The sequence below is a fragment of the Microcoleus sp. Pol8_D6 genome (assembly GCF_036700965.1).
Lineage (GTDB): Bacteria > Cyanobacteriota > Cyanobacteriia > Cyanobacteriales > Microcoleaceae > Microcoleus.
The window spans coordinates 35,359-57,756 of the sequence record NZ_JAUBPW010000044.1; the positions used below are offsets into that span (position 1 = coordinate 35,359).

A 22,398-nucleotide genomic window follows, 5' to 3' on the forward strand; every position below is an offset into this window, starting at 1 on the left:
GTAGGGACACGGCAATGCCGTGTCCTGCACTTCATAAAGATGAGGTACGTAGTTGGGCTTGGGCCCTATACGTTTAGTGATTATATAAGCTGTCAGTCATACCTCATCTTTTTGAGAAACGCTATATCTACTACTCCTCTAAGCTTGATTGAAATCTGCCGCATTAATCAGGCTGGCAGACACCCCATTCAGAGAGGCTAAAATTTCACCTTTTGCTGACAAACGGATGAAAGTTGAACTGTTTTCTTGAGTAATTGAGAGTTGGGAGAAAGTGAGATTGTTGGCGAGTATTAGCAAATCTTTGCCATCCTCAAAATCCAAGATAGTATCGATGCCAGAATTGGTGGAGAGCAAGAATTTATCGTTGCCAGCACCTCCTGACAAAACATCACTTCCCAAACCGCCAGTCAGTAAATCATCACCGTTACCACCCAGTAGAAGATCGGTGCCATTACCGCCATTCAAACTGTCATCACCGCGATCGGCAAACAAAACATCATCACCGCTACCTCCCAGCAATGTATCGTTACCATTGCCACCATAAAGAGTGTCATTCCCAAGGCATCCATCTAGCAAATCGTTACTTTGATTTCCGCTTAAGAAATCATTGCCATCACCTCCGCAGATACTATCATCTCCGAAGTTACCGTAAAGACTATCCTCACCTTCGCTGCCAAAGATAATATCATTTCCCTTACCCCCCAATCCGATATCATTTCCTCGATCGCCGTCGATAAAATCAGCAGCGACATTGCCAAAAATTAAGTCGTTATCTTCCTTGCCATTTATCGAATCATTGCCCCGATCACCGAAAATGAGATCTTCACCTTCACCTCCCAACATAATGTCATTGTGTTTGCCACCCGACAGGATATCATCTCCCCGATCGCCGCTCACAAAATCATTTTGTTTGTTGCCGTAAAAAGTATCGTTGTTTTCGCCTCCGTATAAGTTGTCATTGCCGAAACCCGCATCGAATATGTTCGGATTTGAACTGCCGTAAAAAGCGTCATTGTCTGGAGTACCCAACTGAATTTCACCGCTGCCATTGCTGGTGATAATATTTTCAGCTTGATTGGGTAAATCCAAATTTGGATACTCAATAGTATTGCAAATGCAATCACTTTCAGTTGAAATTGGTGTCGGCGTTGGGGCCGGTGTGGGAGTTGGCGCTGGTGTCGGCGTTGGGGCCGGTGTGGGAGTTGGAGTTTCCGATGGCGCTGGTGTTGGCGCTGGTGTTGGCGTCGGTGTTGGCGCTGGTGTTGGCGTCGGTGTTGGCGCTGGTGTTGGAGTTTCCGATGGCGCTGGTGTTGGAGTTTCCGATGGCGCTGGCGTCGGTGTTGGCGCTGGAGTTGGCGCTGGCGTCGGTGTTGGCGCTGGCGTCGGTGTTGGTGGTTCTGGTGTCGGCGTTGGTATTGGTGTCGGTGTTGGCGTTGGTGGTTCTGGTGTCGGCGTTGGTGTTGGCGTTGGTGTCGGTGTGGGTGGTTCTGGTGTCGGCGTTGGTGTCGGTGTGGGTGGTTCTGGTGTCGGCGTTGGTGTCGGTGTGGGTGGTTCTGGTGTCGGTGTGGGCGGTGTCGGTGTCGGTGTGGGCGTTGGTGGTTCTGGTGTCGGCGTTGGTGTCGGCGTTGGTGTCGGTGTCGGTGTTGGTGCAGTGTAATTAATAATAGTTGTGGTAGCGCTATCAGCGGTAATTATCGGTGTTACCGCTGCGACGCCTGTGGGGTCTGACAGGGTGACGGTAATAGTTTCATCGGGTTCAACCGTGGTGTCGCCTAACACATCCAGAGTGATGGTTTTTGATGTTTCATCTGTCGCAAAATTAATCGTGCCAGTAGCAGTTTTTGCCCCAGAAGTGCCGCTGATATTGTTATAATCGCTGTCGTTGGTAGCAGTTCCGGCGATCGCATATTTGACGCTACTTGCCCCGTTAGTGACGTTGCTGCGAGTCACAGTGAAAGTTAAAGGTTTTTTGCCGCTATTGCCTTCGTCAATGGTGGCAGCATTGGTGGCAATGGCATAAGCAACAGCAACCGGATCTGAAATAGTTAGAGTTGTTTTTTTTGTAGATCCGGCAATGCCAGCGGTAATTGTGCCAAGGTTGAAAATTACTGTTTCGGGGTTTTCAGAAATACTGTCAGCCTTGATAGTAACTTCAATATTTTTGGTAAGTGCATCACCTGTTGCACCTGCGGGGAATGTAATCGAAGTAGGGGAAAAGGTGTAGTCTGAATTTTCGGTGGCTGTGCTGCTGGAGTCGAGGAGGATTGGCACAACTATATCGTTTAAGGGAGTGCCACCGGTGATTTTGACGGGAATATTAACTACTGTGTCTGTTGTTCCTTCCACACCGCTGTAAGTTGCCGCACCGAAATTAACTGTATTCGATGTATTCAGTAAAACCGAGACAGTTGAACCGGAAGCCGTAGCTATATCCAACTTGCCGTCAGCATTAAAATCTCCCGCAATAGAAAAAGCAAGATAACCATCAGTGTTCGGGGCATTCGGGAGCGTAAAGTCGCTGAGAGTACCAAATTTACCCGTACCATCTCCTGACAAGACTGAAAGTACCTTCTGCACGTAGTTAGACGTGGCTAAATCGAGTTTGCCATCGCCACTAAAATCCCCTGCAACCACAGATTCGGGACCTCCAAAGAAATAAGGTGTGACACTAAAGTTGTTAGCAGTATCAAAATTACCCGTACCATCTCCCAAGAAGACTGAGACAGATCGATTTGAGCTGTTATTAGCGGCAATATCGAGTTTGCCGTCGCCATTAAAGTCGCCTGTGACAACAGTGCGAAACTCAGTCCTGGGGGAGGTAAGGTTAACGGGGGAATTAAAGTTGCCATTACCATCTCCTAAGAAAACGGAGATGTTATCAGTCTCTGAATAGTTCGAGGTGACTAAATCAAGTTTGCCGTCGCCGTTAAAGTCGGCTGTGTCAAGAGTATACTTGGGTGTTTGTGTATTAATCTTAACGGCAGTGCCAAAGCTACCAGTACCGTCTCCCAAAAGTATTGAAACGAAGTTATCGAGATAAGGAGTTGTGGCTAAATCCAACTTGCCATCTCCATTAAAGTCACCGGCTACGATCGACCTATGATCTATATTTTCACCAAAGTTGATAGGATCTGCAAAACTGCCAGTACCTGTCCCCAGCCGGATCGAAACAAAATTGCCGTTACCTTGTGAATCCTGACGATTCGCTACAGCTAAATCGAGTTTGCTGTCTCCATTAAAGTCGCCCACTGCAACACCAGAGGGATTCTCCTTACCTGCTGGCTTAAGTAAGCTGATAGGAGTAGCCAAGCTGCCCGTAGTGCCCGTCCCCAATAATATGGAAATATCTCTTGGGAAGAAGCGATCCTGCCTACCTGTCACTACTAAGTCGAGGAAACCGTCACCATTAAGGTCGCCGGTATCCATGTCTCCAGCATTTGGTACACTATAGTTCCTGGCTTCACTGAAGGTTGCAAGGACGTGGCTGTATGCTGCTAGAACTTCGGGCCGGAATGCTAAAGAGGCTGCAATTTTTCCAGTTGTCACTTCTAGTTCCCAGTCGCCGCCTTTTGCTGCACTTCCGGTGAGGTTTTTGGAGGCGGCAACGTTGGTGTTTGTGAGTTGGGCGATGCGCTGGATGAAGGTGAAACCGTCTATTGGGTGTTTAGGATCGATCGCATATTCATTGTTGATCGCGTGTCGATCGTCTTTGGCGTATTCCTCCGATCCGCCGGGGGTTGAAACCCCCGTCTCATAGCGAAAGTCCTCTAAAGAGGACTGAATAGCGACCTTTTTTTTAGTCGGTTGAAACCGACTTGCGCTATGAGACGGGGAATTAATTCCCCGGCGGATTTTGGGACAAATGCGATATCCTGCTGCCACATTGCAACCGTAAATTAGAATTTCCCCCCCCCCCGCAAAAAAATCTGCCACTGCTGCAATTGCTGCGAATAAGTTGCCAAATTATCTAATGAAAACTCTCTCTTACCGATTTGCAAACTTCCCGGACTGCCGTGAGAAATGATGTGAATGCTGCTAATATTAGTCCGAGTTCCCAAAATCTCCGTAATTTGCTCGATCGCATCCCGATCCCGATCCAAAACAACTACTTCCGTCCCCAGTTTTACTCCGGCAACCAAACTTTGATAATCTTCTACTCTAGAGTCGATAAAGGCGATCGCACTTCCTGAAACTTGACAATTCAATTTTCGCATGATACTTATTCCTGGTTTAAAAAAGAGTGAAAATTTGTATCAAGCATAACGGTTGATTGCATAAAACTCTGTAAAGATTTGCTAAAGATGTATTGATACATATTCCCTCGATCGACCTTGGGAGTGCCAAGAGTGCCTCCCCCCCGCCCACGAGGGCAACCGCAGGGGGATTGCTTACAAAGAACGGGGATATACCAATGGGGTCGATCGCACTTTCTACGGTATTTTTATTAAATCAGGTGACTATTTGACAACTTGAGTGAGTTCTCATCAACTTTTCATCGACTTTTGATTAGACCTCTCCCATAATTAGGTTTTTGTGCAGATGGGACAAGGCGTAACGCAATGAAAATAGTTAAAATTATTAAGGAATGAGAATTAAATATAGCCTTTACCAAAAAGATGAGGTATGACTGACAGCTTATATAACCACTAAACGTATAGGGCTCGCATCCCAACTACGTCCGCGAATCTTTCTGAGAACCGCTATAACTTACAATTTGATGGTTCTTGTGGGATGGGCGGGACGCCCATCCCACAAACTTGTGTAAATTATTTAATTCGCGATCCTAAGTAATATTGCGGGCGATCGAGACTGCGATACAAAGGATATATCTAGAGGGTTTCAGTCTTAAGTTGACACAAATGTACTGCCAACTCTAGCCGGATCGACTGTCGCAATCTTGATCGCACTTAAAAAGATTATGGATCAATAAAATGTGCCCAAACATTCCCATCTGGCCCAGCCACTTGATTGACGTAACTGTAGGGATACATCAACTTTCTCCCCTCAGTATCGCTGTAGCCCGTGAGTGCATTTCCCCAAGGATCTTGCACGATATAACCCTGAGAATTGTAGCCAATTACAGTAAGAATGTGACCGGCCACAGTAAAATCTCCGGCTAAAACTACTGGCCGCCCATTCAGCAATTCCGATCGCACCTCGGCCCATGTGCGAGTCGTACTAAAACTCGTCTTAAACCCGTAAGCTTGAATCAGCGCCGAAAGCACGTTGTGATCCGTTTGAGAACCCTGGCCGGCATAATCGAAACACCACTGCAACAACTCATCCTCCAACTGTCCGCCCCACTGAGAACGAATGCCGTAATAATAAAGCACCATGGCGATCGAAGTTACGTTGCAAGTAGACCAGTCAAAACGCGGATTGTCCCGCTGCGAAAAATAGGGCACGTTCAATTCCACATTGTTCGGAACCGGATCGAAAATTTTATCTCCCCGCTTGAACTGAACAAAACTAGGAAAAACATAACCTGTATTGCCAAAATTAGGCAGTTCTTCAGTCAGGGAAACTTTCAGGTGAGATCCTTCCGCACCGTAGCTGTTCACGCCGTAAACTCTACCTAAAGGCAGCGTAGTTTTCTCGCTACTGCTCAGGCTAGCAGAATCTACTGGGCGTTTTTTAAACACAGTTGCTTGCAGGATTGTCATCGTCAAAGCATCGGGGTCAAAGGGAACTTCTTTGCCGTCTTTTTTAATTTTAACGTCCTGCCAATAAATAAATCCGATATTGCCGAAACCGGGAATTGGTTGGGCGAGAGTTACTCGGAAATGCCCCAAAATGCAGGCATAGCCAGTGATGGCATAGGTAGTGCCTAAAAGTAGGTCAGCCATTTGATCGGCAGGCAGTTTAGATGAATCTTCGGGCTTAGCTTTAATCTGAGTTGTTTGAGTTACCAACAGTTGAGCGCTGACGTTGCTATTGGGTACGTCAGCTAGGTTAAATTTTAGGATTTGAGTACCTTTTGCCAACTGAACGTCAGGTTCATAAAAATAGCCAAAAGTGCCGATCGGCCAAATTGCTGAATCCAGAACCACCTTGAGATGCCCGTCAATAAATCCGTATTTACTCACCCTCAAAGTCTGACCTGCTTTGACAAAAACTTTTTGCTGATTGTTGAGCCGGGAAGAATCAAGGGGAGCTACCTTAAACAAAGTGTCAGAAACTATCTTTAAGGTCAAACCTTGTCCGACAGTTAGCGGATCGGAAGTTACGGTAATGTAAATTATTTGGCTGCCAGTAACGTTGCCTTTGCTGTCAGTTGCCCGCAACCTAAGCCACCGAGCTCCCGCTACGCTAAATCCTTTAGACAAATTAACTTGCCAAGTGCTGGCTTCTTGGTTTAGAGTGACGGTTAGGGGAAATTTATCCTCAGCTATCACGTCAATTTTTGCTGCTTGTTGCCGATCAAAAGTACCCCGAAGGACGATCGGCTGATTTACTAAAACTTCTGACGGCCCTTGATAAGTTAAATTCACAGCGGGATTAAAAGATTTGCCACCGCGGCTGAATTGCACAAAATCGGGATAAATGAAACCCGTATTGCCAAATTGCGGCAAATTCTCGGTCAGCGAGACTTTAATGTGGCTTTGTTCGATCGAGAATCCGGCAATTCCGTAAATCATTCCCGCCGGCAAGGTAATTTTTTCTTGGGGTGGCAGGCTAGCGGCATTTATCGGCCGCTTTTTAAACACAGTCGTTTTGATGATTGTCATCGTAACTGCATTTCTATCATACTCAATTCCCCTGCCATCTCGCAAAATTTGGACGTGCTGCCAGTACAGAAATCCCGAAGTTCCTAGGTTAGGAACTGCCCGAGCAAAAGCGACTCGAAAATGGTTTTCTACGCAAGCGTAGCCAAGAAGATTGAAAGTTTCTCCCAGGTTAAATTGTAATTTCTGAGTTGCTCCTAAAGTTCCAGAATCTACGGGGGTGAACTTTAACCAGGTCTTTTTGATCACCCACAGTAACTGCATTCCAGGCGGCGGGACCGGCAACTCGGCGCGATCGAATATGAGAATTTTTGCCCCTTTGGTGATGAGTACGTGTTTTTCGTAGAAAAAGCCGGACTTTCCCACCGGGTAAATTGGATTATTTAGTTGAACATTCAGATGTCCGTCTTCTAACTCGTAGTCGCTAACTTGATAAATTTTCCCTGCTGGTATGTCCGCTTTTTGCAGCTCGTTGAGATTGCTCGCGGGTAGTGTTCCGGCTTTGAATTTGGTATCTGTGAGAGTAATTAAAGTGAAAAATTGAGCGGGTGACACAGACGCAGGATTAACTTTGATGTTAATTGTTTGTTGGCCGATAACTTTGCCGGTCTTATCAGTTGCCCTCACCTGCACTGTGCGAGTTCCTGTGCTATCGAATCCTTTTTCTAAACTGATGTTCCAAATGCCTCTAGAGAGATTTATCCCTACATTCAGGGCATTTGAGCCTTCTGTTGCTGAAATCGCTGCTACTAGATTTTTGTCAAAAGTGCCAACTAAGACAGCGGCTCTATTGACCTCAATTTCTCGCGGGCCTAAGTAACTTAAAATAATGTTGCTGTTTGTCATTATCTATCCCCCTACCTACTTAATTATTCAGCTAAAGCAAGGATAACTTCTGATTTTATTAAACACAATGACCTGAACCAGGACAAAACCGCCCCTAGATTTAGCCTACGGGCGGTTAATGCCTTTTCCAGCATAAGTTTTTAATTATTGGCGGGAGTTGCCCCACAAATCTCACTTTAGGCGTAGAATAAGCACCTTAACCGAATATATGCCTGTTTAAGCGGATTTGTGGTGTAAGTTTTGAGGGAAAGAATTTAGTTTGAGTAAGTTGGTTCCCCCTGTACCTTTGACCCCTCATATCAAATGCGTTAGCATCGGAATAGTAAATTCGAGTTGACTGTTGACTGTTGACGGTTGACGGTTCACGGCGTCAACAGTCAACCGTCAACAGTCAACATCATGTATGAGTGTAACCGGAAATGATATCACTGGCTGAGTCAGGACTTACGAAAAAAACCCGGTTCCTAGGAGAAGATTGCCTATAGCAACGAGGCATCTTAGGAAGGAACCGGGTTTTTAGCCGTTTGGTGCGTGCAGGAGTGTTAGTGCGATCGGCTAAACTTCGACTAAACTATGGTGACAAGAATATCTTGAGCGTGAGTGTCAACTTTCATGGTTTCGCCCTCATAAACTTGAATGATTTTGCCAGTACCGTCGATGACGAAAGTAACGCGCTTGGCATAATCGCCTTTCTCGACATCGTAAGCTTTGGTAATCGTGCCATCAACATCTGCTAATAGCTGAAAAGGTAAACCGTATTTCTCTGTGAACTTTTGGTGCGATTCTTCGTTGTCTCGGCTGACACCGAGAACTACTATATCTTTGCCTTTGTATTCTTCATGGGCTGCTTTGAAGCTTTGGGCTTGTCTGGTGCAGCCTGGAGTGTCATCTTTGGGGTAGAAATACAAGATTACGGTTTTACCGGCGAATTCGGAGAGGGAGACGGTTTTGCCGTTGGTGTCTTTGGCGGTAAATTGAGGGGCAGCGCACCCAACTGGTAATGTCATAGTTTTGTTTCCCTTGTTTGGTTTTTCTTGCAGTTCCTCAACTTATTTTAGTGGGTTCTGTCGCTTTACAAGAGACCTTTGTTAAAAATCGCGTGAAGCGAAGCTATCCCGCTCTTAATCGCCCCCAACTCCATGACGTTAACCTTTACTGCATTTAACTTGTACCTAAGACGCGGGGTAAGAGTGCCTATTACACGCATAGTTTCAATACTGAGATATTGCACCATGGTCAATAATTCTTTTTTTAATAGGCTTTCCGGTCTGTTCCACAAAGAGTAGATTTTCTTGTGGAACAGGCCGGAAAGCCTGTTCCGCGACAATAGTGCAAGATGTGAGAATAGACATCTACTAAAAAGCAGATGTCTAATTGAATGTTCGCGGATTCTACACACCAACCGGTTAAGCAGCGGGCATCATAGACGGATCGATCGCAATTCCTAAACCTTCTGCAACTTGGCGGCCGTAATTCGGATCGGCTCGGAAAAAATGGCACAGTTGGCGCATCTGAATCTCCGGTTTTGCTGCACTCAAACTTTCCACAATGTTAGCTATAAGCCGCTGCTGTGCGTCGGGTTTCATCAAGCGATAAAGGTCTCCTGCTTGGGTATAATCGTCATTGCCCTTACGGTGATCGTAGCGATCGACTTTGACATTTCCTAAGTCCCAAGCTGGGTCAGCATAAACACAGTTTTGCTTCGGCGCATCCTCGTGGCTGTTGGGTTCGTAGTTCGGCCCGCTACCACCGTTGTTACCCGGTGCCATTGCGCCATCCCGTTGATAGTGCATCACCGGGCACTTTGGTTGATTGACGGGCAATTGCTGATAGTTTGCACCGAGACGGTAGCGTTGAGCATCTGGATAAGACATGATGCGAGATTGCAGCACTTTGTCGGGAGAGAAGCTAATACCTGGAACGACATTAGAAGGAGAAAATGCCGCCTGTTCTACCTCAGCAAAAAAGTTTTGTGGATTGCGATTGAGTTCAAGAATTCCCACGTCAATTAACGGAAACTCTGAGTGCTTCCACACTTTTGTTAAGTCAAAGGGGCTTTCGCGATACTCGGCGGCTTGGGCTTCAGTCATTACTTGAATGCAAAACCGCCATTTGGGATAATTACCTTGGTCGATCGCCTCAAACAAGTCACGAGTGGCATGATCGGGGTCTTTGCCTTTGATCTGCGTCGCTTCTTCGGCGGTGAAATTTTCAATACCTTGCATGGTTTTGAAGTGGAATTTGCACCAAACCCGTTCGCCTTGAGCGTTGATGAGGCTGAACGTATGGCTGCCAAAACCGTCCATGTGGCGGTGGTTTTTCGGCGTACCGCGATCGGAAAACAGAATAGTTATTTGATGCAAAGCTTCTGGACTCAGCGACCAGAAATCCCACTTTGCGTCAGCATCTTTGAGATGCGTTTGGGGATGGCGCTTTTGGGTGTGGATCAAATCAGGGAATTTGAGCGGATCGCGGATGAAGAAAACAGGGGTGTTGTTGCCTACTAAATCCCAGTTTCCTTCTTCAGTGTAGAACTTCATCGAAAAACCTCTGGGGTCACGTTCGGCATCCGCTGAACCTTGTTCGCCGCCTACCGTAGAGAAGCGGAGGAGAACTTGAGTTTCTTTGCCAACTTCTGAGAATAGCTGAGCTTTGGTGTAGCGAGTAATGTCATGGGTGACGGTGAACGTGCCAAATGCAGCGGCTCCTTTGGCATGGACAACGCGCTCAGGAATGCGTTCCCGGTTGAAGTGAGCCAGTTTTTCCATCAGGTGAAAATCCTGCATGAGGATAGGCCCGCGTTCACCTGCTGTCAAGGAATTCTGGTTATCTGCAACCGGAATTCCGCTAGCGGTTGTCAATGTTTTGTCTTCGGTCATAGTGGGTAAATCCATTGCTGCATCCTAAGTATTCTATACCTTTCTGGGGCCCTGGTGTTTCTGCGGTGGTAATTCTCAGATGGGCGATCGGGTGTTATATTATTGGTGTGTTTTCAAAATTTACTGAATCAATTAAAACTAATTTACCAATTAAATATGATTAATTTATACATTGTTTTTTTTAGAAAAAAAGCTGATTATTTGGTTTCTTTGTGTACGGTTTCTATAAACCGGGCGAGGTGAGTTGATTTAATCGGGACTTACACATCAAAAGCAAAGAAACCGGGTTTTTTAGATTTCGGCGCGCTGTAATGCGTCTTCTGGGCAAAAAACCCGGTTCTGATTAGCTGTGGGTAAGCCTTATTAATTAAACTTCAGTCGGTTGTTTTTGGGACTCTAGCCAGCGATCGTAAGCTGTGCGATCGCCTCCGAATGAATCAAGGGTGACGGGCGATCGCTCATATTGCTTGAGTGGAGTATTTTCTAGTGGTTTGTAAGCGCAATAGCAAATACAAATTGAGTCAAACTCTGCACCATAGGGGGCGGGAATTTCAGGAGTGTATTCGTGAACTTTCACAACTTCCCAGCCGCTGTCTCTGAAATGAGTTGATGCACTGGGAAACATTGGATCGATCGCACCCTCGACAACAACGCTTTCGGTTAAACGATAGCCCGGTGCTGGGGATGGCTTACCACTAGAGTCATAATGCTCGGCTATTGTCCCAATTAATGACTTAACCGATCCGGCATTAGCTACTCGGTAAAAGCTTTCTCCTACTTTTGTTTCGGTGAGTGAACGGTATTTTTCCAGTTCGCCTTTGTCTGCTCGGAAAATAATGTATTTACGCATTTTCTTTTCTCTCCTTCAGGTAATCACCTTGACTCAAGTCCATTGGCGACGGCGGAAACTCGCAATTTCCCTCAAAAATGCAATCAACGCTCAAAATAGAATTGCCAGTCTCTTCTACATTTTTAAGCTGCCAACCGTATTTTTCTTCCATATTAGTGCAAGCCTCTTCGCTTGTAGCTGCATGACGCGTCTCGTTTTTTTCGTCATGATACCGAGGTTGTGACATAATTAATATGCTCCCTTGTTGGTTGTTTCAACATTTGGAGTAGTCAGTCGTCTTGTCCGGGTGTTGCCGCAATCGGACAAGACGCTTGTCCTTGATTTATAGTATACAGCCAGCTATCTGTATAATATCTATCTTTAATTTTTCAGGTAAAATCCGATAGATTTTTACACTGCGCTCGTCATAAAAAGTTCCGATAGTTTGGTTTATTTCTGTGGAAAAAATGTTTTTTGGGGCAAGGTAATACTCCCGAAAAATCTCTTGATAAACTCAAAGAGGCTATTGAGTTAGTGGGTGATATATCCTATGAATCTGAAGTTGATTTCAGTCATATTTCTATTAATTAATTCTCCCAAATTATGAGTTTTGAAGACAAAAAAGCTTCAAATAATTATTAACTCAGAAAACTTGATTCCTAAAAATATTTATTTCGCTTTAAAGCCTGTAGAAAATTTTGTATAATTTTCATGACTCAAATTTGACTCTAAATCTGCAATCATAAAAAATATATAGCAATCCTAAATCAGTTGTAAAAATATGTAGGGGTAGTGCCCCCGTGCCTACCCCCCACGGATCGGGGCAACCACGGGGGGTTTGCCCCTACAAAAATTACACAATTTATTTAGAATCGCTATAGTGCCTATTCAGAGGTTCTCTCAATGACTTTTATCCCATCCGAAGCGTTTAAATCTATTAGTTATCCCGATCGCACTGTCAAAAGAGCCGATCGCGCCGTCCGCTGTTCCCCTTTTCAATTACACTTCTTCCAGACCATCCGCGATAACAGCGTTTTCCTAACTGCGATCGCCTCAAATTCCGGTGTCGAAAGCGGCTACACGCGATCGCCCGTATCCGAACTCGCAGCCGAAAATTCCCTGCTGTGGCTGATCCAAGTCGGCGTACTGCGACGGGAAGTAGACGGACAAGGCATTACCGACAGTTTTCGCCTCACGCCCCTGGGCCGCCAACTCGTGGAAAAATGGGAACAGGAAGGACAGGGAGTGCCGGCCGCGTCTTTGTGCGATCGTATGGGAAATGCCGTCAGCCGCGGGTTCGGACTATTTCTATGACCTTTTCTCGCTTGCTGCTACAGTCCGACAGGGAATGAATTCCCTGTCTCATAGCGAAAGTCGGTTAAAACCGACTGCAAGTGTCAATTCAATTCGATGTTGAGTTTCGCAGAAAACCGACTGCAAGTCTCAAATTAACTCGATGTTGAGTTTCGCATTGCACGTTAATCAACCTCCTCAGTCCTCTTGCAGAGGACTTGCGCTATGAGACAGGGATTTCAATCCCTGTCGGACTCGCCGTCAAACGAGTTAGACCGCGATCGCACCATAGCAGTTTTTGAAGAACCGGGCGATCGCATCCCCGTTCCAACCTTTGCCGAATCCTTTAATCTCACCGTCGCTGAAATGTTCAGTTGGCTGACTCAGTAGCGCCACCTCGATTTATGAATGATTTAACCGCAGAGGGCGCAGAGGGCGCGGAGGAGGGAGAAGAGAGATCGCCCTACGGATTTGCTCCGATCAAATGTGCGGTCGATCGCCTATACTAAAATATCTGGTTGTCAGCTCTTCAATGACGAGAGATGACTAAAGTTGTCACTACAAACTTAATTATGATTATTTAACCGGACTTGATATCATCTTTCAAATAACCGCTAACTACTAACAACTAACTACATAAAACGTTTCTCAAAAATGGAAGCTAAATCTTACAAAGATACGGTAAACCTGCCCAAGACCAAGTTTGATATGCGCGCCAACGCCGTCAAGCGCGAACCAGAATTGCAACAATTTTGGGCCGATCAAGAAATCTACGATCGCCTTTCGGAAAATAACCCAGGCGACTTGTTCATCCTGCACGACGGGCCACCCTACGCCAACGGACAACTCCACATCGGCCACGCCCTCAACAAAATCCTCAAAGACTTTATCAACCGCTACCAAATGCTGCGGGGCAAAAAAGTCCGCTACGTGCCCGGTTGGGATTGTCATGGATTGCCGATCGAACTTAAAGTATTGCAGAACATGAAATCGGAGGAGCGGCTCAATCTTACGCCGATCGAACTCCGCCGCAAAGCCGCCGCCTTCGCGCAGCAAACGATGGAACAGCAGCGCGAATCCTTCCAGCGCTACGGCGTTTGGGGGGACTGGGAACACCCGTATTTAACCCTGAAGCCCGAATACGAAGCCGCTCAAATCGGCGTTTTCGGTCAAATGGTGCTCAAAGGCTACATCTACCGAGGCTTCAAACCGGTTCACTGGAGTCCGAGCTCGAAAACAGCCCTCGCCGAAGCCGAATTGGAATATCCAGAAGGCCACACGTCGCGCAGCATCTACGTCGGCTTTCATCTGAGAAAATTGTCAAAATCTTTGCAAACGAAGCTCAAGCGCTATATGCCGAGCCTCTGGGCGGCGATTTGGACGACTACCCCCTGGACAATTCCGGCCAACTTGGCGATCGCAGTTAATCCCGAATTGACTTATGCGGTGGTAGAACCGCCGGCAAATTCCCACATCGCACAACAATTTATGTTAGTAGCTGTCGATGCGGTCGATCGGCTGTCGGCAACTTTTAACACTGAATTAAAAATACTTGCCACCTTCAAAGGCAAAGAATTAGAAGGCTGCATCTATAAACACCCGCTGTTCGATCGCGAAAGTCCAATTGTTGCCGGTGGTGACTACATTACCGCTGACTCAGGAACCGGATTGGTGCACACCGCACCCGGCCACGGACAAGAAGACTTTATAGTAGGAAAACGCTGCGGTTTGCCAGTTTTAACGCCCGTAGATGAGAACGGAAATTTCACCGCAGAAGCCGGACAGTTCGCAGGTTTAAATGTCCTCGGAAATGGCAATGCCGCAGTGATTGATGCCCTTGCCGAAGCAAATTGTTTGATTAAAGAGGAAAGTTACGCTCACTCTTATCCTTACGATTGGCGCACGAAAAAGCCGACTATTTTTCGGGCGACGGAACAGTGGTTTGCCTCGGTTGAAGGGTTCCGAGATGAAGCCTTAAAAGCGATCGCCGATGTGAATTGGATTCCCGCCCAAGGGGAAAATCGGATTACTGCCATGGTGGGCGATCGATCGGATTGGTGCATCTCCCGCCAGCGGACTTGGGGCGTTCCGATTCCCGTATTCTACGACGAAGAAACCAACGAACCGCTGTTAAATGAAGAAACGATCGCCCATGTGCAAGCCATCTTTGCCGAACGCGGTTCGGATGCTTGGTGGGAATTGTCGATCGCCGAATTACTGCCGGAATCTTACCGCAATAACGGTCGCACTTACCGCAAGGGAACCGACACGATGGATGTGTGGTTTGACTCGGGTTCTTCCTGGGCGGCTGTTGCCAAAGGTCGATCGGAATTAAACTATCCTGCTGATATTTATTTGGAAGGTTCAGACCAACATCGCGGCTGGTTTCAATCCAGCTTGCTGACCAGTGTAGCAACTAACGGCGTTGCTCCTTACAAAACAGTTTTGACTCACGGTTTTGTGCTCGATGAAAAAGGCCGCAAGATGAGCAAATCTGAAGGCAATGTCGTCGATCCGGCAGTCGTAATTAAGGAATATGGAGCCGATGTTTTGCGGTTGTGGGTGTCTTCGGTAGACTACTCGGCAGACGTGCCGTTGGGCAAAAATATTCTGAAACAGCAGTCGGATGTTTACCGCAAAATTCGCAACACAGCTAAGTTTTTGCTGGGCAATTTGCACGACTTCGATCCGGCGAAAGATGCCGTTGCTTACGAGGAATTGCCGGAACTCGATCGCTATATGCTGCACAGAATGTGCGAAGTATTTGCGGAAGTCCAAGATGCTTTTGAAAGCTTCCAATTTTCCCGATTTTTCCAAACTGTGCAGAATTTCTGCACGGTGGATTTGTCGAATTTTTACTTGGATATTGCCAAAGACAGACTTTACATCAGCGCGACAGATACCCTTCGCCGCCGCAGTTGTCAGACGGTGATTGCAATTGCTGTGGAGAATTTAGCAAGGGCGATCGCACCTGTTTTGTGTCACATGGCTGAGGATATTTGGCAGTACCTTCCCTATCCGACTCCTTACAAGTCCGTGTTTGAAGCGGGCTGGGTACAAATTGATGCTTCATGGCACAATCCAGAATTGGCTACTCGCTGGCAGTATTTGCGGCAAGTGCGCGGTGAAGTTAACAAGGTTTTGGAAAAAGCCCGGATGGAAAAGGCGATCGGTTCTTCTTTGGAAGCTAAGGTTTTATTGTACGTTCCCGATGTCGAGAAAAGAGAGCAATTGCAAGCTTTGAATCCCAGCAGCCAAGAATTGGTGGATTATGTGCGATCGCAAAATTCAGTCATCGAGTTAGCAGCAGAGGAGAAAGCAAAAGCAGCACAAGATCAACAGGAAGAACAAGCGGCAAAAGTTGCCAAAGTCTTGACAGAAAACACAGTTTATGTTGAGGCAGAAACGATAGAAAAGGGCGATCGACTTTCTCAGATAGTAGAGTATTCTGTCCCTGAACTGTCTGCTTCAGATTCGCAGCCAATCTTAGATCAAGCCGCCGAGTTTGTAGCTAATTTGCCTGAATACGCGGGCAACTTTTTTACAGAATACCAACAAGTTTTGGTAACACTTGGGCTGTTAGCCTCTGTGTTAGTAACGGGCAGAGTAACGCTGGCGATTTTGGATACGATGAATCAGATTCCGATGTTGGGAGGCTTCTTTGAAGTCGTCGGCATCTTATTTACAATCTGGTTTGCTTTCCGTCACTTGTTGTTTGCCGCCAACCGTCAAAAAATTGCAGAACAAATTGATTTCCTGACAGCAGATGTGGTGGGCCGGAGTACGGCGCTTGTACTTGCAGAAACCAAGGCGATCGTCCTCGCACCGGCATTAGATAGAACGCTTGTGCTTGTAGAAACACAGGCGATCGTACAAACAGCCCCAGCCGAAAAAGTGTTTGTAGAAACACCCCAAATCCCGCAAGCAGAAGTAATTGCGATCGAACCCAAACCCGAAATTCCTGCTTCCATAGCTGCAGGGCACGATTCTACAATGACCGGCAACGGTGTAGACGAACTGCGGTATTTGTTCATTACTTCGGAAGTGGAACTGGTAGAATCGAATGCAATCCTGCAAGAATTGCCGTACAGTTATCAGTCTCCCGAGTTGGCGATTGGTGTAGTGAAAGCAGACGGGGAAAAGTGCGATCGCTGCTGGAATTACTCGACTCATGTCAGCGAGTCGATCGAACATCCGCTAATTTGCGAACGCTGCGTATCAGCAGTAGACGGCAAATTCTAACGTAGGTGGCGCTTCGGGAAAAATTCTTGAGTTTGTGGTAGCCACATTCAGCCCGAAGCGCACCTTACAATAACTTCATTTGCTTATTTCTGATTAAAAAAACGGCAGACGATTTCGCCAGGGTTGTTTTGTCCAAACGCCAAAACAGTTCCATCTTTCTTAACTGTAGTGCGATCGCGGCAATTGTAGACTTCCAGAGGCTGTTTAACTCCATCAACACTCAGAATTACCCTGTATTCCCAATAGTTTTTCGCACTGCGTTTGATATCGACAATGCAAATCTCGCGCCCTTGATAATTGCGGCATACAGATGCCTCAGCAGCAAGCGCCCAGAAAAAAGATATTAATAGCAACAAGTAGCAAACACATTTCCTCATCAGCCAAATCACTAAGTTTTATCTTACGTTTTTTGATAATCAAGTGACAGTATAGTAATCCTCAATGATTCAGATAAATTTGTAGGGGTAGTGCCCCCGTGCCTACCCCCTATCTATCGGGCAACCGGGCATGGGATTGCCCCTACAATAATTATGCAAATGATGCGAGGATTGGTATATTTGGCAAGCGACTTAGCAACTGCGATCGCCCTCAAGTGGCAACATCGTAAGATAGCTGAACCATACCAGAACTATATGTCTGACATCCAGTTAACTGCAAAGCTGTAGTATTTATGGGATTAACAAATAAAGGAATTCCCTCGCCTAAAATAAGCGGATGAACCGAGAGAATCACTTCGTTGACAAAGTTTTGATTCAGGAAATCACGAATCAGCAGAGAACCTCCCACCAACCAAATATTTTTGCCCTCAAGCAATCGTAAATCATTGACAAAATTCTCTAAATCTGTTACCACTTCGACATCAGAAGTGGCTTGAAAATCTAGATTTTTCGTAAAAACATAACTCTTTTTTTCCTGGTACGGATACTCGCCAAAAGTTAGAACTTGTTCGTAAGTTTTCCGACCCATGAGAACCGTATCGATGCTATCTAAGAATTTAGTATAACCGTAATTTTGGTCTGTAAACAGCCAGTCAATATCGCCATTCGATCGCGCGATATAACCGTCCAAACTAGATGCAATGAATAGTACAATTTTACGCATGGCAAAACCCAGGTTTTTGGAATAATTGGGGCTATCGTCGCCCCAACTACCTTAATTTTAAATGATTTAGTGTCGTGACGGTAGCTTGAGTTCGATACCCAGCTTTTGACCCACATCGATCGCCGTATTAGCAAAATCAGTCACGCCAGCGATGCCAACTCCGATCGCAGTACCCGCCGCTACAAGAGCTGTTAAGCTTTTCTTTAATCGAGTTTTATTCCATTGATTTTCCGGTTTCTTGATTTCGGTTTCGACATCTTCAATATCGATAATTATCCCCTCGCGGATGTCTTCGGGAAACTGATCGGCGGTTTGACGCATCGAGGAAATCAGTTTGAAAAGTTCGGCGGTATTGGTGTTATTGTTTTGCAGGGATTGATTGCCAGCAACTTCGGCACTGTTCGACGAACCGCCGATATTGCCGGAAAAGTTAGCACCTTGAAAAGCACCTTGAAAGTTGTGGGTTTCAGAAGAATTTTGAGTCATTTTTGCTTCGGCTTTATTAATAATTGGTCTACTAACAGCTAGTTTAGCGATATCTACAAGGTCGTCATATTCTCTTCCGTATTTTTCCATTTCTCGATCGCCCATTTGGTTTCTGCGCCGAAGTTCGATCGACTCATACCCATCCAGCAACGGCCGCAAATCCAGTTTAAGTTTAAGTTTGCCAACGCGCACCGTATTCTCGCCCATCTCCTCCAATCCTAGCAACTCCTCGTAATCCAGCGGATCGGCATCGGGATAACCCGGAACCGGCACCCATTGACTGATTTCCAGATTCGCAAAAGAATTGTGGATTTTGCTAAACGTATCGCGGATCAGACTCAGAAAAGAACGCCGCGTCGATTCCCGCCCGCTAACAGCAATGAAGATTTTCTCATCTTCCGGGTCAGATTTGATCCGGGCGATGTTGTACACCTCAGCGCCTTCGGTGTACTCCAGCATAACCCCCGTGCGCCAGTGGGTGCAGTTGTGGATTTTCTCGTGCATGAGGACGATGAAGCGCGAGAGGATGCTGTCGGGGAGGATGCGGTAGTGATATTGAAATTCCAGGGTGTCGCCTTGGAGTTCGGTGTTTTCCGGTTGTTCTTTCGGCAAGATGCCGGGGATGAGGAAAGTCGGCGCGGGACAATGGCTGACGGGGAAGCAGAGTTCAAATTCGCCCATCAACCCGGTGAGGCAGTGGTAGCGGTGGCTGGGATATTTATTTGAGTCGAGGATGCGGCTGAGGTCGGCGTAGGTGAGAATGCCTTTGGTTTTGACTTTGAGTTCGTTGTCGCTGAGGAGGGCATAGATGCCTTCAGTCACCCAGTGGGGATTGAGGATGTTGGTGGATTGCAGGATGGGGTGTTCGCGGAAGTTGAGGACAATGCCCAGGTTGTGCAGCAGTCCGATCAGTTGGGTTTGGTCGGTTTCTTCAAAGATTTTTTCTTTGGCGCAGATGGTGGCGTATTCGCTGATGCTGATGATGTCTTTGTCGAGGTTTTCCAGGCGCTGCTTGACTTGGAACCAGCTTAGCCGCAAAGGATCGTAGACTTCTTTGAGTTGGGAGATTTCCGTGTGGATGGCGCTGCGGAGTTCGTCTATTCCCGTTCCGCTTTGGCAGGAGGTTTCGATAATCGCTTTGATGTTGGGATATTTGTCGCGCCAGGCTTTGCGGTTGAGATCCAGGGGTTGTTCGTCGCACTTGTTGCCCACGAGGATGACGGGGGATGCGCCGCCAAAGCTTTCGATCAGTTTCAGCCAGTATTCGAGGCGGTTTTCGTCTTCGCTGGTGCGGCAGTTGCACACGAGGAGGTAGAGGCTGCGTTTGGTAAGGAAAAATTGGTGGGTGGCGTGGTTGATTTCTTGTCCGCCGAAGTCCCAGACGTTGAGTTTGACCGGTTGGGTGTTGACTGTAATTTTCCAGTCTGTGATGTTGAGTCCGTCGGTTTGGGGCTCGTTGAGGTTGTATTTGTTGTCGATGAGGCGGTTGATCAGGGAGGTTTTTCCGACGCTGCTTTGCCCGACGAGGTGGACTTTGGCTTCGTTGAGGGGGCGGACTTCGCCGCTGCGGAGTTGGCGGAGGTAGTTGAAGATGTCAGCGGGAGTACCGGGTTTATATTTGTCGCCGAGGACTTCTGGAGAAATGGGCAGGGGATTGCCGCGGAGGTCGAGTTTTTCAAGTTTTGGCAGTGTTTCCCAGCATTCAGGAATTTTTTCAATCTGATTATTTCTGAGGTTAAGTTCTGTCAGATTCGACAGTTGGGCGATCGCCTCTGGGATGGCTGTAATCTGATTGTTACTGAGGTTAAGTTCTGTCAGATTCGACAGTTGACCGATCGCCTCTGGGATAGCTGTAATCTGATTGTTACTGAGGTCAAGATGTCTCAGATTCGACAGTTTGCAGATCGCATCTGGGATGGAGGTAATCTGATTGTTAGTGAGGAAAAGCAGTCTCAGATTCGACAGTTTGCAGATCGCATCTGGGATGGAGGTAATCTGATTGTTAATGAGGAAAAGCAGTCTCAGATTCGACAGTTGCGCGATCGCCTCTGGGATGGAGGTAATCTGATTGATCGTGAGGTCAAGCTCTGTCAGATTCGACAGTTGCCCGATCACCTCTGGAATTTCGGTAATCTGATTGAACATGAGGTGAAGCTTTGTCAGATTCGACAGTTGCCCGATCGCCTCTGGAATTCCGGTAATCTGATTGAGCATGAGGTGAAGCTCTGTCAGATTCGACAGTTGCCCGATCGCCTCTGGAATTTCGGTAATCTGATTGCCATGGAGGTCAAGCTGTGTCAGATTCGACAGTTGCCCGATCGCCTCTGGGATGGAGGTAATCTGATTGCTACTGAGGTCAAGCTGTGTCAGATTCGACAGTTGCCCGATCGCTTTTGGGATGGAGGTAATCTGATTGCTACTGAGGTCAAGCTGTGTCAGATTCGACAGTTGCCCGATCGCTTCTGGGATGGAGGTAATTTGATTGTTCCAGAGGTCAAACCGTGTTAGATTTGAAAGTTGCCCGATCGCTTGTGGAATTTGGCTGATCTGATTGTTCCAGAGGGAAAGTATTTTTAAGTTGGTTAATTGAAGAACAGCATCCGGAAACTCAGTTAACTTATTATCGAGCCATCCTTCTTTCTCCTCATCCCACTTCCCCAACACCAACGTCTCAAGCTGCGTGCACTTGCGAATCTCCGGCGGCAATTCCTCCAACCCCAAGCCCGCAAAATCCAATTCTGTCTGACCTTCCAAAGCGGCTTTGTCGATTAACTGCAACAACTCCTCTCTCGTCATGCCCTTTGTCTCTCGGTAGGATTCATTTTATTATGACAGGAATTTTCGCTTGGTGGGGAGTTGCCCGCGCGTCACAATCAAAGAAACCGGGTTTTTTTTGTTTCTACACTGTCATGCGTCTTCTGGGCAAAAACCCGGTTTCTGAGCGAGACATCACAACTATAATAAAATAACCGTTAAAAGAGGAAAGCCAATGGTGACGAGCCTGAATGTGGATACGGGACTGCTGCAAGAGGCGATCGAACTTGAGGGAGAAATTGAGTTCGAGACTCTAGTTGAAATTGCCTTGCGCGAATACATTCAACGCCGCAAACAGCCACAGAATCTCGAACTTAGCTTTGGAGAATCCCTCAGTGCATTTCGTGAAAAATATCAACTGCACGAACTCGGTTTAAATCCTGATGAAATTTGGGGAGAAGTTCGCGATCGAACTTTTGCAGGACGCGAGGTCATCTTTGAATGACCCTGCGTTATTTACTCGATACCAACATTATCTCGGAACCTGTTCGTCCTCTTCCGAATGCGAATGTGATGACTAAACTAATTGAGGCAAAATCCACAGTTGCGATCGCCTCGATAGTTTGGCATGAAGTTCTGCTGGGCTGTTATCGAATGCCAGATTCTAAGCGTCGCCGTGCGATCGAAGCTTATCTTCAGGAAGAAGTGAAAGTAAAATTACCGATTTTGCCCTACACCCAAGAAGCGGCTGAGTGGTTCGCTAAAGAACGAGCAAGACTCATCCCGATCGGGCTTACACCGTCTTATGCTGATGGGCAAATTGCAGCGATCGCTAAAGTCAATAATCTGATTCTGGTGACACGAAATGTTGCTGATTACGCAAACTTTCAAGACTTGGCAATCGAAAACTGGTTTTCTTAAACTTAATCCATTTAATCATCGGTTTGATGAAAAACTATAATGCGATTGATTTTTTCGCGGTGGCGATCGTAAGGAGTTTTTGGTTTAGTGGCGAGAAATACCCCGATCAACCGGGTTGCTCAGTTATGCCTATGATACCTACTTACTTAAACTTTAGCTAATCTAAATATAAACACATAATAAACCTCAATATGATGTTTTTTCTCAACAGATGACAAAGGGTGATAAGCTGGGAATAGGAAGTTATACCACTTCTCCAAAAATGTGCTACAATAGCACTTCTAGCAAAAGGACGATTGTATGAAAGTAAATTACCAAGAAA

Annotated in this window: 15 protein-coding genes; 5 read left to right on the forward strand and 10 right to left on the reverse strand. The window is 46.5% G+C overall.

Annotated features, from left to right (window positions below):
- Window positions 1-138 precede the first annotated feature (138 nt).
- The 7 genes from QUA10_RS18120 to QUA10_RS18150 all read right to left on the reverse strand — a co-directional run bounded on the left by QUA10_RS18120 (window position 139) and on the right by QUA10_RS18150 (window position 11,526).
- Entirely contained in the window at window positions 139-3,933 is a 3,795-nt protein-coding gene (locus tag QUA10_RS18120) for an FG-GAP-like repeat-containing protein (RefSeq protein WP_333083845.1), read from the reverse strand.
- Entirely contained in the window at window positions 3,897-4,214 is a 318-nt protein-coding gene (locus QUA10_RS18125; protein ID WP_333083844.1) for a DUF4347 domain-containing protein, read from the reverse strand. The genes QUA10_RS18120 and QUA10_RS18125 overlap by 37 nt, the downstream gene beginning before the upstream one ends.
- A 702-nt stretch (window positions 4,215-4,916) precedes the next feature.
- Complete coding sequence (locus QUA10_RS18130) at window positions 4,917-7,571, reverse strand: C39 family peptidase (protein ID WP_333083842.1); 2,655 nt, start codon at window positions 7,569-7,571, stop codon at window positions 4,917-4,919.
- A 566-nt stretch (window positions 7,572-8,137) separates the two neighbouring features.
- On the reverse strand, window positions 8,138-8,578 hold the full coding sequence (locus QUA10_RS18135; protein ID WP_333083840.1) for a peroxiredoxin: 441 nt from the start codon (window positions 8,576-8,578) through the stop codon (window positions 8,138-8,140).
- Window positions 8,579-8,977: 399 nt separating this feature from the next.
- Complete coding sequence (locus QUA10_RS18140; protein WP_333083839.1) at window positions 8,978-10,465, reverse strand: catalase; 1,488 nt, start codon at window positions 10,463-10,465, stop codon at window positions 8,978-8,980.
- Window positions 10,466-10,817: 352 nt separating this feature from the next.
- Window positions 10,818-11,300, reverse strand: a complete 483-nt coding sequence (locus QUA10_RS18145; protein WP_333083837.1) for a hypothetical protein — start codon at window positions 11,298-11,300, stop codon at window positions 10,818-10,820.
- The gene (locus QUA10_RS18150; RefSeq protein WP_333083836.1) at window positions 11,293-11,526 is read right to left on the reverse strand and encodes a hypothetical protein; all 234 of its coding nucleotides are present in this window, start codon (window positions 11,524-11,526) and stop codon (window positions 11,293-11,295) included. The genes QUA10_RS18145 and QUA10_RS18150 overlap by 8 nt, the downstream gene beginning before the upstream one ends.
- Before the next feature lie 656 nt (window positions 11,527-12,182).
- On the opposite strand from QUA10_RS18150, the gene QUA10_RS18155 reads away from it, so the two are divergent.
- The 3 genes from QUA10_RS18155 to ileS all read left to right on the forward strand — a co-directional run bounded on the left by QUA10_RS18155 (window position 12,183) and on the right by ileS (window position 16,814).
- Window positions 12,183-12,593 carry an Npun_F0494 family protein gene (locus QUA10_RS18155; protein WP_333083835.1) on the forward strand — a complete coding sequence of 137 codons (411 nt, stop codon included), beginning with the start codon at window positions 12,183-12,185 and terminating at the stop codon, window positions 12,591-12,593.
- A gap of 204 nt (window positions 12,594-12,797) precedes the next feature.
- Window positions 12,798-12,962, forward strand: coding sequence for a hypothetical protein (locus QUA10_RS18160; protein ID WP_333083833.1), 165 nt, complete (start codon window positions 12,798-12,800; stop codon window positions 12,960-12,962).
- A 264-nt stretch (window positions 12,963-13,226) separates the two neighbouring features.
- Complete coding sequence (gene ileS / locus QUA10_RS18165) at window positions 13,227-16,814, forward strand: isoleucine--tRNA ligase (protein ID WP_333083831.1); 3,588 nt, start codon at window positions 13,227-13,229, stop codon at window positions 16,812-16,814.
- A gap of 83 nt (window positions 16,815-16,897) precedes the next feature.
- On the opposite strand, the gene QUA10_RS18170 is transcribed toward ileS, so the two are convergent.
- The 3 genes from QUA10_RS18170 to QUA10_RS18180 all read right to left on the reverse strand — a co-directional run bounded on the left by QUA10_RS18170 (window position 16,898) and on the right by QUA10_RS18180 (window position 21,197).
- The gene (locus tag QUA10_RS18170; protein ID WP_333086330.1) at window positions 16,898-17,170 is read right to left on the reverse strand and encodes a hypothetical protein; all 273 of its coding nucleotides are present in this window, start codon (window positions 17,168-17,170) and stop codon (window positions 16,898-16,900) included.
- Window positions 17,171-17,402: 232 nt separating this feature from the next.
- Window positions 17,403-17,915 carry a dihydrofolate reductase family protein gene (locus QUA10_RS18175; RefSeq protein ID WP_333083828.1) on the reverse strand — a complete coding sequence of 171 codons (513 nt, stop codon included), beginning with the start codon at window positions 17,913-17,915 and terminating at the stop codon, window positions 17,403-17,405.
- Window positions 17,916-17,981: 66 nt separating this feature from the next.
- Window positions 17,982-21,197, reverse strand: coding sequence for a leucine-rich repeat domain-containing protein (locus QUA10_RS18180; RefSeq protein WP_333083827.1), 3,216 nt, complete (start codon window positions 21,195-21,197; stop codon window positions 17,982-17,984).
- Window positions 21,198-21,390: 193 nt separating this feature from the next.
- Here QUA10_RS18180 and QUA10_RS18185 point away from each other — a divergent pair, with 193 nt between their 5' ends.
- Both QUA10_RS18185 and QUA10_RS18190 read left to right on the forward strand, forming a co-directional pair.
- Window positions 21,391-21,660: a type II toxin-antitoxin system VapB family antitoxin gene (locus QUA10_RS18185; protein ID WP_333083826.1), complete on the forward strand. Its 270-nt coding sequence runs from the start codon at window positions 21,391-21,393 to the stop codon at window positions 21,658-21,660.
- Window positions 21,657-22,076: a type II toxin-antitoxin system VapC family toxin gene (locus QUA10_RS18190; protein WP_333083825.1), complete on the forward strand. Its 420-nt coding sequence runs from the start codon at window positions 21,657-21,659 to the stop codon at window positions 22,074-22,076. The genes QUA10_RS18185 and QUA10_RS18190 overlap by 4 nt, the downstream gene beginning before the upstream one ends.
- Window positions 22,077-22,398: the final 322 nt, after the last annotated feature.